At 44.9% G+C, this 16,809-nt stretch carries 11 protein-coding genes; 8 read left to right on the plus strand and 3 right to left on the minus strand.

Annotation, left to right across the window (positions count from 1 at the left end):
- Positions 1–43 precede the first annotated feature (43 nt).
- Together DTQ70_RS24840 and DTQ70_RS24845 are read left to right on the plus strand one after the other, a co-directional pair.
- A complete protein-coding gene (locus tag DTQ70_RS24840) occupies positions 44–1,318 on the plus strand; it encodes a DUF2851 family protein (RefSeq protein WP_122933295.1) in 1,275 nt (424 codons plus the stop codon).
- A gap of 85 nt (positions 1,319–1,403) precedes the next feature.
- Positions 1,404–2,870, plus strand: coding sequence for a M20/M25/M40 family metallo-hydrolase (locus tag DTQ70_RS24845; RefSeq protein ID WP_122933296.1), 1,467 nt, complete (start codon positions 1,404–1,406; stop codon positions 2,868–2,870).
- Between the two features lie 227 nt (positions 2,871–3,097).
- On the opposite strand, the gene DTQ70_RS24850 is transcribed toward DTQ70_RS24845, so the two are convergent.
- Positions 3,098–3,733 carry a DUF1361 domain-containing protein gene (locus DTQ70_RS24850; RefSeq protein ID WP_122933297.1) on the minus strand — a complete coding sequence of 212 codons (636 nt, stop codon included), beginning with the start codon at positions 3,731–3,733 and terminating at the stop codon, positions 3,098–3,100.
- A 409-nt stretch (positions 3,734–4,142) separates the two neighbouring features.
- Here DTQ70_RS24850 and DTQ70_RS24855 point away from each other — a divergent pair, with 409 nt between their 5' ends.
- From DTQ70_RS24855 to DTQ70_RS24865, 3 genes are all read left to right on the plus strand, one after another.
- Complete coding sequence (locus DTQ70_RS24855) at positions 4,143–7,385, plus strand: SusC/RagA family TonB-linked outer membrane protein (protein WP_122933298.1); 3,243 nt, start codon at positions 4,143–4,145, stop codon at positions 7,383–7,385.
- 65 nt (positions 7,386–7,450) lie between these two features.
- Entirely contained in the window at positions 7,451–8,977 is a 1,527-nt protein-coding gene (locus DTQ70_RS24860; RefSeq protein ID WP_122933299.1) for a SusD/RagB family nutrient-binding outer membrane lipoprotein, read from the plus strand.
- Positions 8,978–9,086: 109 nt separating this feature from the next.
- Positions 9,087–9,986: a DMT family transporter gene (locus tag DTQ70_RS24865; RefSeq protein ID WP_122933300.1), complete on the plus strand. Its 900-nt coding sequence runs from the start codon at positions 9,087–9,089 to the stop codon at positions 9,984–9,986.
- A gap of 12 nt (positions 9,987–9,998) precedes the next feature.
- Here the strand turns inward: DTQ70_RS24865 and DTQ70_RS24870 are convergent, their stop codons facing one another.
- Together DTQ70_RS24870 and DTQ70_RS24875 are read right to left on the minus strand one after the other, a co-directional pair.
- Entirely contained in the window at positions 9,999–11,714 is a 1,716-nt protein-coding gene (locus DTQ70_RS24870) for a hypothetical protein (protein ID WP_122933301.1), read from the minus strand.
- Positions 11,715–11,760: 46 nt separating this feature from the next.
- Positions 11,761–12,942 carry a GlmU family protein gene (locus DTQ70_RS24875; RefSeq protein ID WP_122933302.1) on the minus strand — a complete coding sequence of 394 codons (1,182 nt, stop codon included), beginning with the start codon at positions 12,940–12,942 and terminating at the stop codon, positions 11,761–11,763.
- Between the two features lie 126 nt (positions 12,943–13,068).
- Between DTQ70_RS24875 and DTQ70_RS24880 the strand changes: the two genes are divergently transcribed.
- From DTQ70_RS24880 to DTQ70_RS24890, 3 genes are all read left to right on the plus strand, one after another.
- Positions 13,069–14,559 (plus strand): tagaturonate reductase, encoded by a 1,491-nt coding sequence (locus DTQ70_RS24880; RefSeq protein WP_122933303.1) that lies wholly within the window; start codon positions 13,069–13,071, stop codon positions 14,557–14,559.
- Positions 14,560–14,639: 80 nt separating this feature from the next.
- Positions 14,640–15,278, plus strand: a complete 639-nt coding sequence (locus DTQ70_RS24885) for a DUF1684 domain-containing protein (RefSeq protein ID WP_122933304.1) — start codon at positions 14,640–14,642, stop codon at positions 15,276–15,278.
- Between the two features lie 175 nt (positions 15,279–15,453).
- Positions 15,454–16,494, plus strand: a complete 1,041-nt coding sequence (locus DTQ70_RS24890; protein ID WP_122933305.1) for a hypothetical protein — start codon at positions 15,454–15,456, stop codon at positions 16,492–16,494.
- Positions 16,495–16,809 lie beyond the last annotated feature (315 nt).

Below are 16,809 nucleotides of genomic sequence, written 5' to 3' on the forward strand. Positions count from 1 at the left end.
CTATTTAACTCAATTTAATTCAAAATTATTTCAATAAAGCGCTATGTCCGAAGATTTTCTGTACTTCTTGTGGCAGTTTCAGTATTTTGACGCTGCTCACCTCACCACCACGGCGGGAGAATCGCTCCAAGTACTGGCCATTGGACAACGAAACGCCAATGCTGGCCCCGATTTTATCAATGGGCGCGTCATAGTAGAAAATATCGAATGGGCAGGAAGTATCGAAATGCACTTGCGAAGCTCAGACTGGCACCGACATGCCCATACCACCGACCGTGCCTACGAGAGTGTTGTTTTGCACGTGGTTTGGGAAAACGATGCGGATATTTGTCGGCACGATGGCACGGTGGTTCCTACCTTGGCTTTGAAAGACATTACCTCTCCCAAACTGTTGCACAAATATCACCTACTAATAGAAAGCAAAGAAACGATTCCTTGTGAAAACCAATTGGACGTTGTTTCAAGCTTGCAGAAACGCATGATGCTCGACCGCGCGGCTACGCAGCGTCTTGAGCGTAAAGCACAGGGCGTATTGGAATTGTTGACCCAAAACCACCAAGACTGGGAAGAAACGACGTATCAATTGTTAGCCCAAAATTTCGGTTTTAAAGTCAATGCTGAACCGATGCTTCGGCTGGCGCAGGGATTGCCCCTGAAAATCCTTCACAAACACCGCGATAACCTTTTTCAATTAGAAGCCCTACTGTTTGGGCAGTCAGGATTATTGACACCCGCAGACGAATACGCACTGTCTTTGCAAAAAGAATACACGTTTTTAGCAGCGAAATACAGTTTAAAGTCCACCCAACTGCAGGCCCACGAATGGAAGTTTTTGCGGTTGCGTCCCGCTAATTTTCCCACGGTTCGGTTGGCGCAGTTGGCGGCGTTTATTCAGCAACAACCCAGCCTATTTTCGCTCTTTATTCACGGGGAAAATGTCAAAAAATTGGAGGCTGTACTCCGCGTCAAGCAGTCGGACTATTGGCAGACACATTATCACTTTCAAAAAACAATGGCAGCGAAAGTAGCTACCTTAGGAAAAGCATCGGTCGAAAATATTGTCGTCAATACGGTCGTTCCTTTATTAGCAGCTTATGCGGAAGCAAAAGATAATCTAGATTTTATGAGCAAAGCAACCGAATTATTGGAACAACTTCCTGCCGAAACAAACCACCTCACCGATAGGTGGCATCAGATGGGGGTAGAATCAAAAACAGCCTTTGATTCCCAAGCTATTATCGAACTCTATACCCATTTTTGTGTAAAAAAGGGATGTTTACAGTGTGCTATTGGTACATCGTTGCTGAAATCTCCCTGACCGTTAGATAAATAGTTCCATTCTTTTTAAACCAAACACTTACTATTTTTGTATTGTTTAAAGTTGTAAAACTATACAAGCCCCCATGTATCGCCACCTTTTTCCTTCCTTTTTGGTCAGTGCGAGTTTTTGCGTAATTGTTGCATTTCGAGACAACAGCGAATTTGTCTCGGCTTTTCAAAAAATTAACAATGAAACCCTGAAAAATAGCCAAGCGTACGAAACCCTCGGCGATGCTACTTCGACCATCGGACATCGTCTGACGGGAAGCCCGAACGGAGCCAAGGCAGAGCAGTATGCCTTCAATCTTCTCAAAAAGTATGGCTACACAGATGTCAAATTTCAATCGTTTGAGGTAGAGTCGTGGATGCGTGATACCGTGACGTTGGATGTAGTGCCCAACAAAAGTGATAATTTCAGGACAGTGCCCGTGGTGGCGTTGGCGCATTCGCCCGTGCGTGCCAAAGTTAGCGGTGCAATAGTGGACGTGGGTAATGGCTTGGAAGAAGATTTTGAAGCGGTCAAAGATATTATTAAAGGTAAAGTAGCGCTAGTAAATATCGGATTGGTTAACGGAAAAGCTGGGCAGAAAAACCTCCACCGCTCCGAAAAAACGGCTTTGGCCATCAGATACGGCGCAAATGCGATTATCACCGTCAACCAAGTGGTAGGGAATGTGCTTTTGACAGGAACGGCCTCGGTGACAGGGGCGTTGATTGGTATTCCTGCCGTGAATATCTCGCGCGAAAGTGGTGAAGAAATTCGGAGTTGGATGAAGGTGGACAACGACCTCCATGCTATTATTGACATGACCAACGTGAGTAAAAAAATAAAAGCACGGAATGTCATTGCTACCCTTCCAGGCAAAAGCGACGACCGAATTGTGATTGGGGGGCACCTTGATTCGTGGGATTTGGCAACGGGCGCAGCCGATAACGGCCTAGGTTCATTCACTGTCATGGATATTGCCCGAACGTTTAAAGCCTTAAAAATTAAGCCTAAACGAACGATTGACTTCGTATTGTTTATGGGAGAAGAGCAAGGTTTGCTTGGTTCGCGGCAAATGGTGAAAGAATTGGCCAAGACCAAACAGCTTGAGAAGGTCAAGTTTATGATGAACCTCGACATGACCAACAACGTGTTTGGAATGAGCGTGGGAGGGCGCGACGAACTGATTCCGTTTTTCCAAGCGGTGGGGGAACAAATCAAAAAAGTGGACGATACCTACTCAAACATCGTTAGCAGCCGCGCAGGGCTCCATTCAGACCACCAACCGTTTATGTTGGAAGGCATTCCGACGGGAGCACCTGCGGGACGTCTCGGCGCTAATGTTTATGGCTGCTATCACGCTGACTGTGATAAATTTGATTTAATCAATCGCAGTGAAATGGTCAATGGCGTTCGTTTTTCGGCCATGCTGCTTTATGCTTTGGCCAATGCCAACGATTTGCCTGCCCAAAAACTAGATACTTACAAAACCCGCGATTTAATGGTTGCGCAAGGGCTCAAAAAAGAGTTGATTCTCGGCAAAGACTGGAAATGGACGGATTGATAAGTGTGCCAAGGGTTGCTCACGTCGTGCTAAGGGTTGCTCACAACCCGCCCGATAATGAACAAAGGGCAAGAAGCAAAAGGCAAATGCCGTGCTAAGGGTTGCTCACGTCGTGCAAAGGGTTGCTCACAACCCGCCCGATAACGAATAAAGGGCAAGAAGCAAAAGGCAAATGCTGTGCTAAGGGTTGCTTACAACCCGCCCGATAACCCCAAACAGGAAACACATTACTCGGCATTAGAGCGAGCCAATACCCAAAAGACTCCGTACGTGGACAACATCACAAAGGAAAATGCCAGCGTGAGTTGTAGCGCTACGGGGTTTTGTAGTAAATTATTCCCAATATACCGAACCAACGATAATGGATGGGTAGCCACGTGCCAGCTATTCCAACGACCAAACCTTCCCAAATAGATTCCATAACTTGCGACTATTAAACTCCCCCCAATTAGCAGCCAACTTGTGATTCGGCTGTAGTAATCCTCCAAAAGTGCATGGATTTTTAGGACAGAATAAAAACCCGTGAACAGCCCTGCCAACGCAAACGAAAAACTCATTAAAGCATCGTACCAAATCAAATGGTCGGGGGAAGCCCTCAGGTGAATTAGGTCGGTGATGAGGTAAGGAGCATTGGGAAAAAACAACAACCAAGCTGCTGCTCCCAAGAGTACTCCCCGTTGGTGGACAAAACGGTGCTGAGCTAAATCTTCTACAATACAAGCAATTCCGAACGGAACCCAAGCCAGAAAAAGATTCCAAGTAAGGAAAATTCCTCCAAAATTTTCGGTAAACGTAACGCGACCACAAAGCAAAATGATGCTTATGAGCGACACCGCAGCGAGTAGATGGTTTTTGTTTTTCATTTTTAAAAAAAAGAACTTTGAAATACAAAGTAAAATAAACCAATCAACTGTGTCAATAGGAAAGCCCTTTTTTATTTCGGTGAAAAGATGACTAAAGTCTTTTTTTTAGGATGGAGATGAATTGATATTTGTTTAGGGCAAGAAGAAGACAAAAAGCCATTATTGAAAAAGTACTAAAACAGAAATAGAAATTTAAGCTTTTTGTGAGAGAGTAAAACGAACAAAGAAAGGTTTTAATGGCTATTTTAATGGCAAAACGTCATTAAAGAGGGGGTTTTGGTAGCTAGATTTGGTGTTTTTGTAGATATACAAAATAACTTTAATCTAATTTTCATCTCGGCAGATAGTATCTTCTTTAGATTTACCCGCAGAAATATTTCTTAATCTAAACTAAAAAACAAGTAAAAGTATGAAACAAAGGTTTACACTGCTGGCCGCAGTGGCGATGCTTTTTTGTGGCCTCACGTTGTTTGCCCAAGACCGTACAATCACGGGTAAAGTAACCGCTGACGATGGTTCTGTTCTTCCTGGGGTAAACATTACGCTTCGTGGTTCTAACCGCGGTACAAACACAACAGCGGAAGGGACTTATCAAATTGCTGTCCCAAACAACGCTGTTTTGGTGTTCAGTTTCATTGGTTTTAAATCGCAAGAAGTTGCGGTAGGCGCACTGTCGGTAGTTAATGTAAAGCTGGTTGCTGATGCTTCACAATTGCAAGAAGTAGTGGTAACGGCGCAAGGAATTCGTAAAAGCCAACGCGAAATCAATTACTCGTATGCAAAAGTAGCCAACGAAGACATCACCCTTGGGCGTGCACCTCGTTTGGCACAAGCGCTTGCGGGTAAAGTAACAGGTTTGGCCGTTTATAACGTAAACAACAGCGTTGACCCTTCGGTGAAGGTGGTATTGCGTGGGTATCGGTCATTGACAGGTAATAACGAAGCGCTTGTGGTGGTTGATGGTATGCAAACAACCTCGACGGTATTGGCCCTTATCAATCCCAACGACATTGAGAGCGTAACAGTACTGAAAGGTGGTCAGGCGGCTACGCTTTATGGCTCGGCAGGTATCAACGGTGCGATTGTTATTTCAACCAAAAAAGGTGCAAAAGGAAAATTAAAAGTAAACTATACCAACAGTACTAACTTTGAAGAAATTAGCTTTTTACCACAGTTTCAAAATAAATACGGGTCAGGGTCACACTACGCGGCCTCTTTCGGGTCGGCAGGGTATTTGACCAGCCACACTGATCGTATGAAGCAAAACTGGCGCCCTTACGAAAACCAACAGTACGGAGATGCTTTTGATGGCTCGATGCGTATTCAAGGACGGGTGTTGGAAGATGGTTCAAAATTAGAAATTCCGTATGCTGCCCTTGACAATGTTCGTCGTAAGACCTTCGACAGGGGAGTGTCAATGAACAACCAAATCAACTTTGAAGGTGGTGATGAATCAACAACGTTCCGTTTGTCATTGGAAAATCAGAAAATTGCGGGGATTGTTCCTAAAGATAAAAGTGATAGAACGGGGATTCGTTTCGCGGCGTCGAAAGAGTACAAGCGTTTGACGGCGAGCTTCACGGCCAACTACACCCAAGCAAAGTATGATCGTACGTCTGCTGATTTCTATAACGACGTATTGAACCAACCTGCCAACTTGCCATTGTACGACTTGCGGGATTGGCAAAACAACAAATTTGCGAACCCTAACGGTTATTACAACGATTACTACAACAACCCTTATTTTAATAAGGACATCAACCGTAACAACTACAAAGATGCCAATATTTCAAGCAACATTGCTTTGGAATTTAGAGCAACTGATTGGTTGAGATTGGTAAACCGTTTGGGAGTGATGAACAACTCACGTACGGGTAAAAACTACACGAGCAAGTTCCTTTATTCTGACTGGGCAAAAACAAAAGCATTTGTTCCTGCGCCTTGGGGTATCGATGATGTGGACGGAACGGGTATCTACCGTGCTATTTCTGACATCTTAGGAGGTGTGTCAGACTACTCAAGCACAGAAAACGTCATCAACAACGAATTCCAAGCACACGTAAACAAAGATTTTGGTGACTTCAAAAACAACTTGATTTTGGGGGGAAGCTTGTATCAACGTTACACAAAAGCGATTGCTATCAGTTCGTCATCTATTGTTGTGCCTGATGTGTATAACGTATCGAACCGTCAAGGTATCCTAGGGGGTGGTGAAGGAAACACCATGGAGCGTCGTTATGGATATTATGCCGACGTAACTTCTAACTATAAAAACTGGTTGATTCTTAATGCTTCTGGTCGTTACGATGCTACTTCACGTTTTTATAAGCCAACGCGCAACAAAAACTATTGGTCTTATTTATACTACGGAGCAGGTTTATCGTTCATCCCAACCGACGCCTTTCCAAGTTTGAAGAGCAATGTACTTAACTTCGCTAAAGTACGCATGAACTACAACAAAAATGCGAACGACAATATTCCTCTTTATGGATTGGACTTGACGTATCCTAATGGTAGCGGTTTCCCATTCGGAAACACGGTAGGGTTGACCGTAGGTAACACACTTCCTGATGCCAACCTCAAACCTGAAATTGTATATTCTGGTGAGATTGGTGCTGAATTTCAGATGTTTAATAACCGCGTAAACTTAGAGTTCTCGGCCTACAGCCAAACTTCGAAGGGCCAAGTAATCACCGTACGTGTACCAAACACTACTGGTTTTAGCAACTTGCTTATCAACGTAGGTGAAACCAAAAACTGGGGATATGAGGGTGAATTTAAGTATCTTATCGCTCGTGGAAGCAAACTTAACTGGGATGTGAGCGTGAGATATTCTTACAACGACAACAAGGTAATTGACCTGTATCCTGGGATCAATGAATTCCAATATGGCGGATTCGCGTATGCCACAACCAACGTAATTAAGGGCGAGCGTTTTCCAATGCTTAAAACGAACGGATACACATACGCGCCAGATGGATCAGGATATGTGCTGGTAAACCCGACGACTGGCTATCCTATTCTTAACAGTACTTTGGCCAATAGAGGTGGTACTTTGCCACGCCACATTGCGGGTTTAGGTTCAAAAGTTAGCTACGGTAACTTGACGTTTAACTTCAACTTTGAGTACCGTGGTGGAAACGTGATGTTTAGCGACTTAGGCCGTCAGATGACCTTTACAGGGGCAGGTAAGTGGACAGAGAACCGCGACCCACAAATGGTGCCAAACTCCGCAACGCTTAATGCCGATGGCAAAACAGTTACGCCAAATACCAACATCAACGTTCGCGAGTCAGAATATGGATATTGGGTGGACAATTACCGTTTGATTTCGGAAAACTTCGTCACTCCAGGTTGGTTTATCAAATTGAGAGATGTGAACCTTGCTTATACGCTACCAACTAGCCTTATGGAGAAAACAAAGGTATTCTCACGGGCAGAAATCGCGTTCTTTGGACGTAACTTATTCACGATTGTTGATAAGAAAAACTACTACACCGACCCTGAGTTCAGTAACGTAGCGACCAACAACTTTACAGGTACGATTTCTTCAGTTACTGCACCAAGTGCTGGTAACAACGTGGGTATCAACACGACTGGCCAAACGCCACCTGTTCGTCAGTATGGTGTAAGCCTTAACTTGACATTCTAAGAGGAGAGCAGCAGACAGTTTCTGGATGTTTCTCAATTTTTTACAACCTTATAAAGAAGTACACAATGAAATTAAAATCATATTTTCTCATTGCGGTGTTGGCTTTGCTAAGTACGGCTTGTAACGAGCAATTCCTAGACATAAACACCAACCCCAACTCGTTGCCAACGGCATCGCCAAACTATATTTTTACCAATGCGCTTCGTCAAACGGCATCTAACATGCTGGGACCAAACGAAACTGCTTCGTACTGGTCGGGACAATGGACGCAGTCAAACGGGTATATCCTGAGCACAACCATTTTTACGTATAATTTTACCAATGGTGATTTTAATTACTGGGATGGCTATTATGACAACCTCCAAGATTATCAGGTGGTTATTGATAATGCGGATGCGCAAAATCAGAAGTTTTTGAAAGGGCCAGCTAAAGTAATGAAGGCGTTATTGTTCCAACAATTGGTGGACATGTACGGAAACCTTCCATACACCGAGGCTTTGAAAGGTGTGTCGTCGTTGGCTCCTAAATTTGATGAGCAACAGGCGGTATATGATAACCTTATCAAACTTCTTGATGACGCAATAGTGGACTTAAAGGCCAATGCGTTTGCCAGTGCTTTTGCAGGTTCGGATATTGTTTTTGCGGGTAGCAACACTAAGTGGATTCGTTTTGCGAACTCTGTTAAATTACGCATCTTGATGCGTCAGGCACGTGTAGCGGCTAAAGAAGCAACTATCAAAACGGAAATCAATAAAATCGTAACGGAAGGTTCGGGTTTCATCACGGGCGAAGACGTAGGTATTGGTAGTGCCTCTTTCTGGCAGCCAGCGGATGGTCAAATGAACCCAATTTACGAAAGCTGGGGTTATAGCGCCGCTGGTGCGAAAAAAGCATTGAACAATTACCCTCGCCTTACGAAGTATTTGATTGATGGTTTGAAAACATCAGGCGATACTCTTCGCTTGAAGCGTATTGCATATGCCATTGGTGGCGAAGGTAGCACAGCGGGTGTAAGTACTCGTGCAGAAATTGCTGCTAACTACGCTGGAGTACCGTTCGGTGCAAGCTCAGGCTATCTGCCAACTACGGTCTCGGCGCCTGGCCCAAGTATCATTGCCAAAGGCGCGTTTAACCGTCCGTACCTTATTATGACAGCAGCGGAAATCCAATTGAACTTGGCAGAAGCAAAAGAAAAATTCGGAACTGGAGTAAGCTTGCCAGGTACGGCACAATCGTACTTTGAAGAAGGTCTAGTCCAATCATTCAGAGCATTGGGCGCAGCTACTACTGGAGCGGCGGCGTTTAAAGGAAGTAAAATTGAGAACTACGACTACGTAGCTTCAACCAATAAGCTTACGGCAATTGCCTACCAAAAATGGCTTGCTTCTTGTAACTTCACTGGTTTGGAAGCGTGGGCAGAATACCGTAAAACGGGTGTGCCTGTTACGCCACAAAGCTTGGGTGTACCTGATGCCAAACGCCCCGTTCGTTTGTTCTATCCAAACACGGAAGGTGGTTCAAACTCTGCCAACGTAACTGCCCAAGGAACGGTGGACGTATTTTCTACTAAAATCTTTTGGGATATCGACTAATTAGGCTCAAAAAGTAATTCGTTGATTTCGTACGTACAGAAGGCAGCGCCACGGCGCTGCCTTCTTTTTTGTATTATAATTGTACCTTTGTTGTCTAATACCAACACTGATGAACACCTCGCCCAAACCTACCCTGTTCGATTACTTACACCTACACTTTTTGGTCATCATTTGGGGCTTTACGGCCATTTTGGGAAAATTAATCAACGCCGATTTGTCGCGGGTTAGTTTGACGTTCTTTCGCACTCTATTAGCAGCCGTCGGCTTGGCCTTGGTACTAACCTTGCGCAAAGAATGGAAAAAAGTAGCCCCTCAAGACCGCAATAAAATGCTGGGCGTTGGGGTGATTATGGGCGTTCACTGGTTGACTTTTTTTGCCTCTGCCCACGTATCGAGTGCGTCGGTATGTTTGGCAGGAATGTCCACTACGTCATTGTTTACGGCTTTGCTAGAACCGTTGTTTAGCCGTAAACAAGTGCGACCATTAGAAATTCTGATGAGCCTGTTGGTTATGTTGGGGCTTTACCTGATTTTTCGTTTTGAGTTTGACCAATCGTGGGGCTTGGGCTTGGCGCTCATTTCGTCCTTGCTGGCGGCCTTGTTTACCATTGCCAACAGCCGTTTTGTCAAAACCCATCCTGCGTTAGTCATTACTTTTTATGAAATGAGCGGTGCCACCATGGGGATGTTTTTGGGGTTAGTGGGTATCGGAATGGTGAGTGGCCTTTCTCAAACACAAGTCGTTCCTCAAAGCATGGATTGGCTTTGGCTGGGGGTTTTAGCCAGTGTTTGTACCGTTTATGCGTATTCGGCAGGCGTGCATTTGCTGAAAAAAATGTCCCCGTTTACCCTCAATCTTACCATCAACCTAGAACCTGTGTATGGCATGGCGCTGGCGTATTTTATTCTCAATGAGCGCATGACCGCAGGTTTTTACGCAGGAACGGGCGTTATTTTACTGACAGTAATTTTGTACCCGATACTCAACAGCCGTTTTTCTAAAGGATAACCGCTGTCTTTTCTATCTCTTAAAAACCTTTGGCCAAATCTTGCTCCATCCTTCGCGGTCGCCAGGAAGGGGGGCGTCGCGTTTGATGTACCTGCCTTGGGCATCCAGAAGAACAGCATAAGGAGCTCGGGTTATTTCCCATTCTGCTTCTAAGAATTCGTTTTGATCTTGGGTAAGTTTCCCGTGCAGTCCCCTAGATTTTCGCTTGATTACATTTTCAACCCATACGTTATTGTCCTCTTTATATTCTGACAAATAGACAAAATTAAGCTGCCCTTTGGGCAAAGATGCCTCTAGCTGACGGGCTTCGGCGAGGGCGCGCATTCCGTATTCGTCGTTGGTCCAAAAGATTAAATAGGTGGGTGCTCCTCGTACTTTTCTTTTGATTTCATCCCAAAACTCACGCCCGCCCATGTAGATTTTTTGGTATAACGTAATGCCATTTCCCACTTCTGCTTCGAAGTTGCCTCGGGTTTGCAAATCTACAATGTCGTGTGCTTCATTGATGGCGGTGGAGTCGTTACATTCGATGTGGTGCAATTCGTCCAACGACTTTTGGTAATAGGGCGAAGTCAAGGTAGGGCGAATGTGTTGGTACCAGACCATTTTATTTAAAATAGGTGCGGTGTAGAGATGTCTGACATAAAACGTCGCGTTGAGGTAATCGACTCCTCTGTCTCCAAAATAGAAGCTATATCTTCGGTTTTCAAGCTCAAACGTGTTGATTGCCTCTAATGTATCGCGTTTTTTGTTGAAAAGGTTATTTAGCATTGTCAAGTCGCGTGTTTTGGCCGAGCCACCCTGTGATATTTCCAGCAACTTGCTTTTTTGTTCTTCGGTAATGTTGGTAATGTAGGTAAGAATGAGCGAAGCAACTTTGGAAACAGGAAGTGAACTAACAGAAAGGGCGGGGGTGGTCAGCTGCGCGTGAGCGCTGAATTGCCGAAAAAAATCTGCGCGCGCAAAGGTAAGCAAACTCGATTGGTCTAAGTCGGCGACGGTAACAATCGGCTTGCCTTGCGGCCCCATGCGGGTTGTTCGTTGCTCAGCCTCGGTCGAAGAAATAACCCAAAGTGAATTTGGTACACGCTGCAGGGTTTGCTGCAAAAAAGAATACAATTGCGCTTTGGCGGTATTTTCAATCGAAGAAACCACCCATTCCTCTAACAAAGGGGGCGCTTTAGTAAAAGCTGGGAGTGCGCGAAAAAACTCAATTTGTCGGTTGCTTTCGGTATCTAAGTGCTGCCAGTATTTGCTTGGGTCAGTCGTGTTTGTCGTTGTTGCAGGGTTGGCTTCTAGCCACTTTTTGCGTTGGACATAAAACTGAGCGTGTAAATTATTCACCTCGGCATTGACGCCTGCAAAGCGGAGTGGAATATCGCTTTTGATCAAAGAATCGGCATAAATCGTCACTTCGACAATGCCTTTACTTCCCAAGAAGGGCATCACGACGTTGTTATACGTCAAATAACACTCTTCTTTGGGAAAAATAAGGGGCATTTTGAGTTCAAAACTACCGTTGGGTTGCAAAGGAGCAGCCCGTATGATTTCGTGGTTGGGTTGTAAAATATTTACTCTCGCCACGATAACTTCAGGAGCTTGTCGATAAAGACGTGCCGTGAGGTTTTCGATTTTTCCCCGCACCACTAGGGTGTCAGTTTGAGCATAAGTGTTTTGGGTGGACAAAAATAGCACGAGGGCTGAGAAAAAATACCAACGCAATTTCATAGGAGTACTGAACGAATATGTTGTTATGGCTCTAAAAATAGTTGACTCAAGAACGTACCCGAGTCTGCTCAAATATACTTCTTAAAATGTCTTGTTCTATTTCTCCAAAAGGAACATTACGCCTGCTAACAGTTTCGTAGGCCACTTGGATGGCCTTTTCGAGACGGTATTCGGTGGTGCCTTCCGCGGCGCCTCCCCACGAAAACGAAGGGATGTGCTTCGACTGAAATCCTGCCCCAAAAACGTTGGCATTGACGCCCACAACCGTCCCTGTGTTGAACATAGTACTGATGCCCGCTTTGGTGTAGTCGCCCATAAACAAACCACAAAACAAGCGCCCCGTGTCTTCAAGGGTATGCGTGGCGTAGCTATACAGCTTTACATTGGTATAATCGTTTTTGAGGTTGGAGTTGTTGCAGTTAGCGCCTAGGTTGCACCATTCACCAAGAACAGAATTCCCCAAAAAACCATCGTGGCCTTTGTTACTATAACTAAAAAGAACAGAGTTGCTGATTTCTCCTCCTACTTTACAGTGAGGACCAATGGTTGTGTTCATGCGCATTTTTGCCCCCCAGTTGACAGTCGCGCTTTCTCCCAATGAAAATGGACCCATGACCACGCTACCTTCGCAGATGGTTGCATTTTTACCAATGTAAATAGGGCCGTTTTCGGCGTTCAAAATCGCAGCGCGTACACTCGACCCTTCTTCGATAAAAATACGCTCGGGGGCGTAACAATGCGTGTGTGGGTCGGCCAGTGGTTGGGAAGTTCGCTGGTGGGTGATGGCGGCAAAATCAGCGTTGATTTGTGCGCCGTTTTCTACAAAAATATCCCATATATGTTGAATAACTGTAATAGGCTCGGGAAAAGAAATGACCGAAAGCTCGGTCTGCGGCTGTACCACTTCAAACGGTGAACGGTAGGCAATTGTAATGCCACTGGAATCCACTAATACTTGTCCTTCTTGTAATTTTTCAACCGCATTGGCGATAGCAACGGTGGCACAAACGGCCCCGTTGAGGAAGGTATTGTCATGGGTTGTAATGAGCGGAAATTTATACTGAAGGTAAGGTTCGGTCAAAAAAGAAGGGGTTGTACCAAGGTAATGCACCCATTTTTCGGTCAAAGTCATAATGCCACAGCGTACTTCGGAAACTGGGCGGGTGAACGTGAACGGGAGCAAATGAGGGCGGATGGCCGCGTCGTCGTACAAAATAAAATTGGTCATAAATCAATAAAATCTATTAGAGTTTGTAAGCCTTTGGTAGCCACAAAGATAAGTTTTGCGCAAAATTTATTAGGTTTGCCAATACAAACATTTTTAACCTACCAAACTGCTCAATCTTTTAGAACCATGCCTAAATTAACCAAACAAATTGTTGATAACGAAACCCAATATAGCTTTGATTTACCCGTAAAAGTGCTCCAATTTGGTACGGGCGTGTTGCTCAGAGGGTTGTGTGATTATTTGATTGACCAAGCCAATAGACAACACGTTTTCAACGGACGTATTGTGGTGGTGAAATCTACCGCAGGTCTATCCGACGATTTTGCCGAGCAAGATGGATTATATACGGTTTGTGTGCGTGGCGTGGATAGCAACGGCGAAACCATCGACGAGGCCGTGACAGTGGGGGCAATTAGCCGCGTGGTATCGGCACAAGACAATTGGCGCAGCATTTTGCAAGTAGCCCGCAATCCGCACCTCGAAGTCATTATCTCGAACACGACCGAAGTGGGAATTCAGTACGTGGAAGAAAATATTTTTCAAAATCCACCTCAGTCGTTTCCCGCCAAATTGACGGCGTTTTTGTACGAGCGCTTCCGTACGTATGGTGGAAAAAGAGACAAAGGCGTGGTTGTAATTCCGACGGAGTTGATTACCGACAATGGCCTTAAACTGCGCGAATGTGTCGAAAAACTTTCTGCTTATAATGAGCTTGGTAAATTGTTTAATAAATGGTTAAAATACCACGTTAAGTTTTGTAACTCATTGGTGGACAGGATTGTGCCAGGGAAACCCGATGCAGCTACTCAAGCGCAATTAGAAGCAAAACTAGGGTACGAAGATAGCCTATTGACCGTAGCCGAACCGTATTATTTGTGGGCTATTGAGGGCGACGACCGCGTGAAAAAAGTGCTGTCGTTTGAGCAATTGTTTGACAATGTGATTGTTGACGAAGATATTTCGTACTACCGCGAGCGCAAACTTCGCATCCTTAACGGAAGCCACAGTGCTTCTGCTCCGTTGGGATATTTGAGTGGCTTTGACATTACGTACCAGTGTATGCAAGACCCTGCGATGTCGAAATACTACGAAAGTGTTATTTACGATGAAGTGGTGCCAACCTTGCCTTTTGAAGACCAACTAGCGGAGTTGAAAGTCTTTGCGGGCGACATCTTGAGTCGCTACCGTAACCCGTTCATTCAACAAAAGTTGATCGGTATTACGCTCCAACAAACCTCGAAAATGAACGCCCGTAACGTTGCGACCATTCAGCGTTATTACAAGCAATTTGGTACTGTACCTAAGCATTTTGCGTTAGGTTTTGCGGCTTATTTGCTTTTTATGAAAGCCGTTAAGAGTGAAAATAATCAGTACTTTGGACAGCGTGGCGAGAGTTTTTACCTCATCAACGACGACCAAGCGGCTTATTTCTCTGAACAATGGCAAGGCGTAACCGTAGAGACGGTAGGAACGCTAGTAAATGAGGTGTTGAGTAATACCAAGATTTGGGATACTAACTTGACCAAATTGGCAGGTTTTGCCGAAACCGTCACCGAGTTGTTGACCGAAATGATGACCAACGGGGTCAAAGCAACGCTCGAAAAAGCAATTTTGTAAGAATATCAGTTATAAAGATTACTTGCGACGGCATCGCCTCAAGCGATGCCGTCGCTTTGTCTCATTAATTTTAAGCCAGTATGTTTAAAAATAAATTTGTCATCGGATTGATTGTAGCGGTTATTGTCGGGGTCATTGGCTACACATTTTTGGGAGAAGAAACAACCGTGTCAGAAGCGGATTATGCGGCAGAAATGGCGCAAGAGCGTAAAGACAAAGACAAATTTTTCCGCGATTCAGAGGAGTCTCCTTTTCGTAAAACGGGTGATTTCAAAGGCATCAATTATTTTTCTCCGAGCTCTATTTATAAAGTAACTGCCACGGTGGTGCCTTACCACGCTACTGATAAAAAAGTCAACGTGCCAATGACCGACGGCACAACGGTAGCATACGAAAAATACGGCTTTGCAGAATTTACGTTGCCAGGCGAGAGCGCCGCTGCCGACCTTAACGTTTATCGGTTGTTGATTTATAAACACGAATCAGGGCTGTCGATTTTGTTTCGTGACGCCACTGCTCCCAAAGAAACTTACGGCGGTGGACGTTACTTAGATTTCAAAATAGAGGACGTGAAAGACAGCAAATTGGTCATTGATTTTAACAAAGCATATAACCCTTACTGCGCGTATAATCACGAATATTCGTGCCCTATTCCTCCCAAAGAAAATACCCTGCCAGTGCGGGTAGAAGCGGGCGAAAAAATCTATCAACAAGAATAAAGGAAAGAGTCCGTTTTTTCCCTTTACTCTTGGCGGTGAATTCCAAAATCATTCGCCAAAATTTCCAGCCTTTCCGTTTTGAATTAGAAAAAATCTTTTTGAAAAAACAGCGCTTTGCGTGCAACGTGAGCTCAAGGTTTTGCATCTATTTAACAAAACACAAACTCATACAACCATGAAAGCCATCGTCTTTACACTATCGTTCGTTTTAGTTGCTTTTGCCGCATTCTCTCAAAAGGACAACGAAACTCCTTATTTTACCAAAACATTTAGCGCTTCGGCTGTAAAAGCCCTTCAAGTACGTACCTCTGGCGGGAGCATTCGTGTAGCAGGTAGTACCAACGAACCCAAAGTCGAAATGTACGTACGCTCCAACAACTGGAACGGCAGTTCGGAATTGAGCAAAGAGGAAATTGACGAACGCCTCAAAGAATACGAAGTACGCGTAGCGATGGAAGGAGAAACACTCGTTTGCCGCGTAAAACGCAAAAACGAAGACGAAAAATGGGATTGGAAACGCTCATTGAATATTTCATTTAAAATCATTGTTCCCGAAAAAACCGCTACCGATTTGGTTACGAGCGGGGGAAGTATCCGTTTGGCGAATTTGTCGGGAACGCAAAGCTTCTCTACCAGTGGTGGGAGCTTGCATTTAGACGAATTGAGCGGAAATGTTAAAGGACGCACGTCGGGTGGCAGTATTCATTTGGCAAAATGCCGTGAGCAAATCGACCTCAGTACGAGCGGTGGCAGTATTCATGCCGAAGAATGCAAAGGTGAAATCAAACTCGTAACTTCAGGAGGAAGTATCGAGCTCAACCAAGTGGATGGCGTTTTGAGAGCCAGTACGAGTGGTGGGAGCATTAGAGGAGGCGGTATCAAAGGAGAACTGACGGCTTCAACTTCGGGAGGTTCGATTCGTTTAAACGACGTAGCAGCTTCGTTGCGAGCTTCCACAAGCGCAGGAAGTATCCACGCTGATATTGTATCGGTAGGACAATTTTTAGACTTGTCAACTTCAGCAGGCGGGATTCACGTTCAAATGCCATTCAACAAAGGCATGGAGCTTGATTTACGCGCCAATCGCGTCAACGTAGGGACACTTAAAAACTTCAACGGTATCGTAGAAAAAGACCGCGTAAAAGGCTCACTTAACGGCGGTGGCGCGTTGGTGTCGATGCGTGCAAGTGCTGGTTCTATCTCAGTGAATGATTAATAGGTCAGACGATTTTTCGGTCAGACGGTAGTCAGACCGCCTCGGAATCGTCTCTCAGTCTGACTGTCGTCTGACTCTGAGATAAGGTCAGACGATTTTTCGGTCAGACGGTAGTCAGACCGCCTCGGAATCGTCTCTCAGTCTGACTGTCGTCTGACTGAAATAAGGTCAGACGATAGTCAAACCGCCTCGGAATCGTCTCTCAGTCTGACTACCGTCTGACTGGGTTTACGATAGTCAGACCGTAGTAAGTCCGCCAGTTTTGGCGGACTTTATTTTTTGGTGCTGAGTTTCACAATGAAATAGCTAATTTTG

Source organism: Runella sp. SP2, assembly GCF_003711225.1.
In the GTDB taxonomy this organism is placed as follows: Bacteria; Bacteroidota; Bacteroidia; order Cytophagales; family Spirosomataceae; genus Runella.

Bases quoted from the DNA above. Each gene is read 5' to 3' on its own strand.
- DTQ70_RS24840 (WP_122933295.1), top strand. From the start codon at position 44: ATGTCCGAAGATTTTCTGTACTTCTTGTGGCAGTTTCAGTATTTTGAC.
- DTQ70_RS24845 (WP_122933296.1), top strand. From the start codon at position 1,404: ATGTATCGCCACCTTTTTCCTTCCTTTTTGGTCAGTGCGAGTTTTTGC.
- DTQ70_RS24850 (WP_122933297.1), bottom strand. From the start codon at position 3,733: ATGAAAAACAAAAACCATCTACTCGCTGCGGTGTCGCTCATAAGCATC.
- DTQ70_RS24855 (WP_122933298.1), top strand. From the start codon at position 4,143: ATGAAACAAAGGTTTACACTGCTGGCCGCAGTGGCGATGCTTTTTTGT.
- DTQ70_RS24860 (WP_122933299.1), top strand. From the start codon at position 7,451: ATGAAATTAAAATCATATTTTCTCATTGCGGTGTTGGCTTTGCTAAGT.
- DTQ70_RS24865 (WP_122933300.1), top strand. From the start codon at position 9,087: ATGAACACCTCGCCCAAACCTACCCTGTTCGATTACTTACACCTACAC.
- DTQ70_RS24870 (WP_122933301.1), bottom strand. From the start codon at position 11,714: ATGAAATTGCGTTGGTATTTTTTCTCAGCCCTCGTGCTATTTTTGTCC.
- DTQ70_RS24875 (WP_122933302.1), bottom strand. From the start codon at position 12,942: ATGACCAATTTTATTTTGTACGACGACGCGGCCATCCGCCCTCATTTG.
- DTQ70_RS24880 (WP_122933303.1), top strand. From the start codon at position 13,069: ATGCCTAAATTAACCAAACAAATTGTTGATAACGAAACCCAATATAGC.
- DTQ70_RS24885 (WP_122933304.1), top strand. From the start codon at position 14,640: ATGTTTAAAAATAAATTTGTCATCGGATTGATTGTAGCGGTTATTGTC.
- DTQ70_RS24890 (WP_122933305.1), top strand. From the start codon at position 15,454: ATGAAAGCCATCGTCTTTACACTATCGTTCGTTTTAGTTGCTTTTGCC.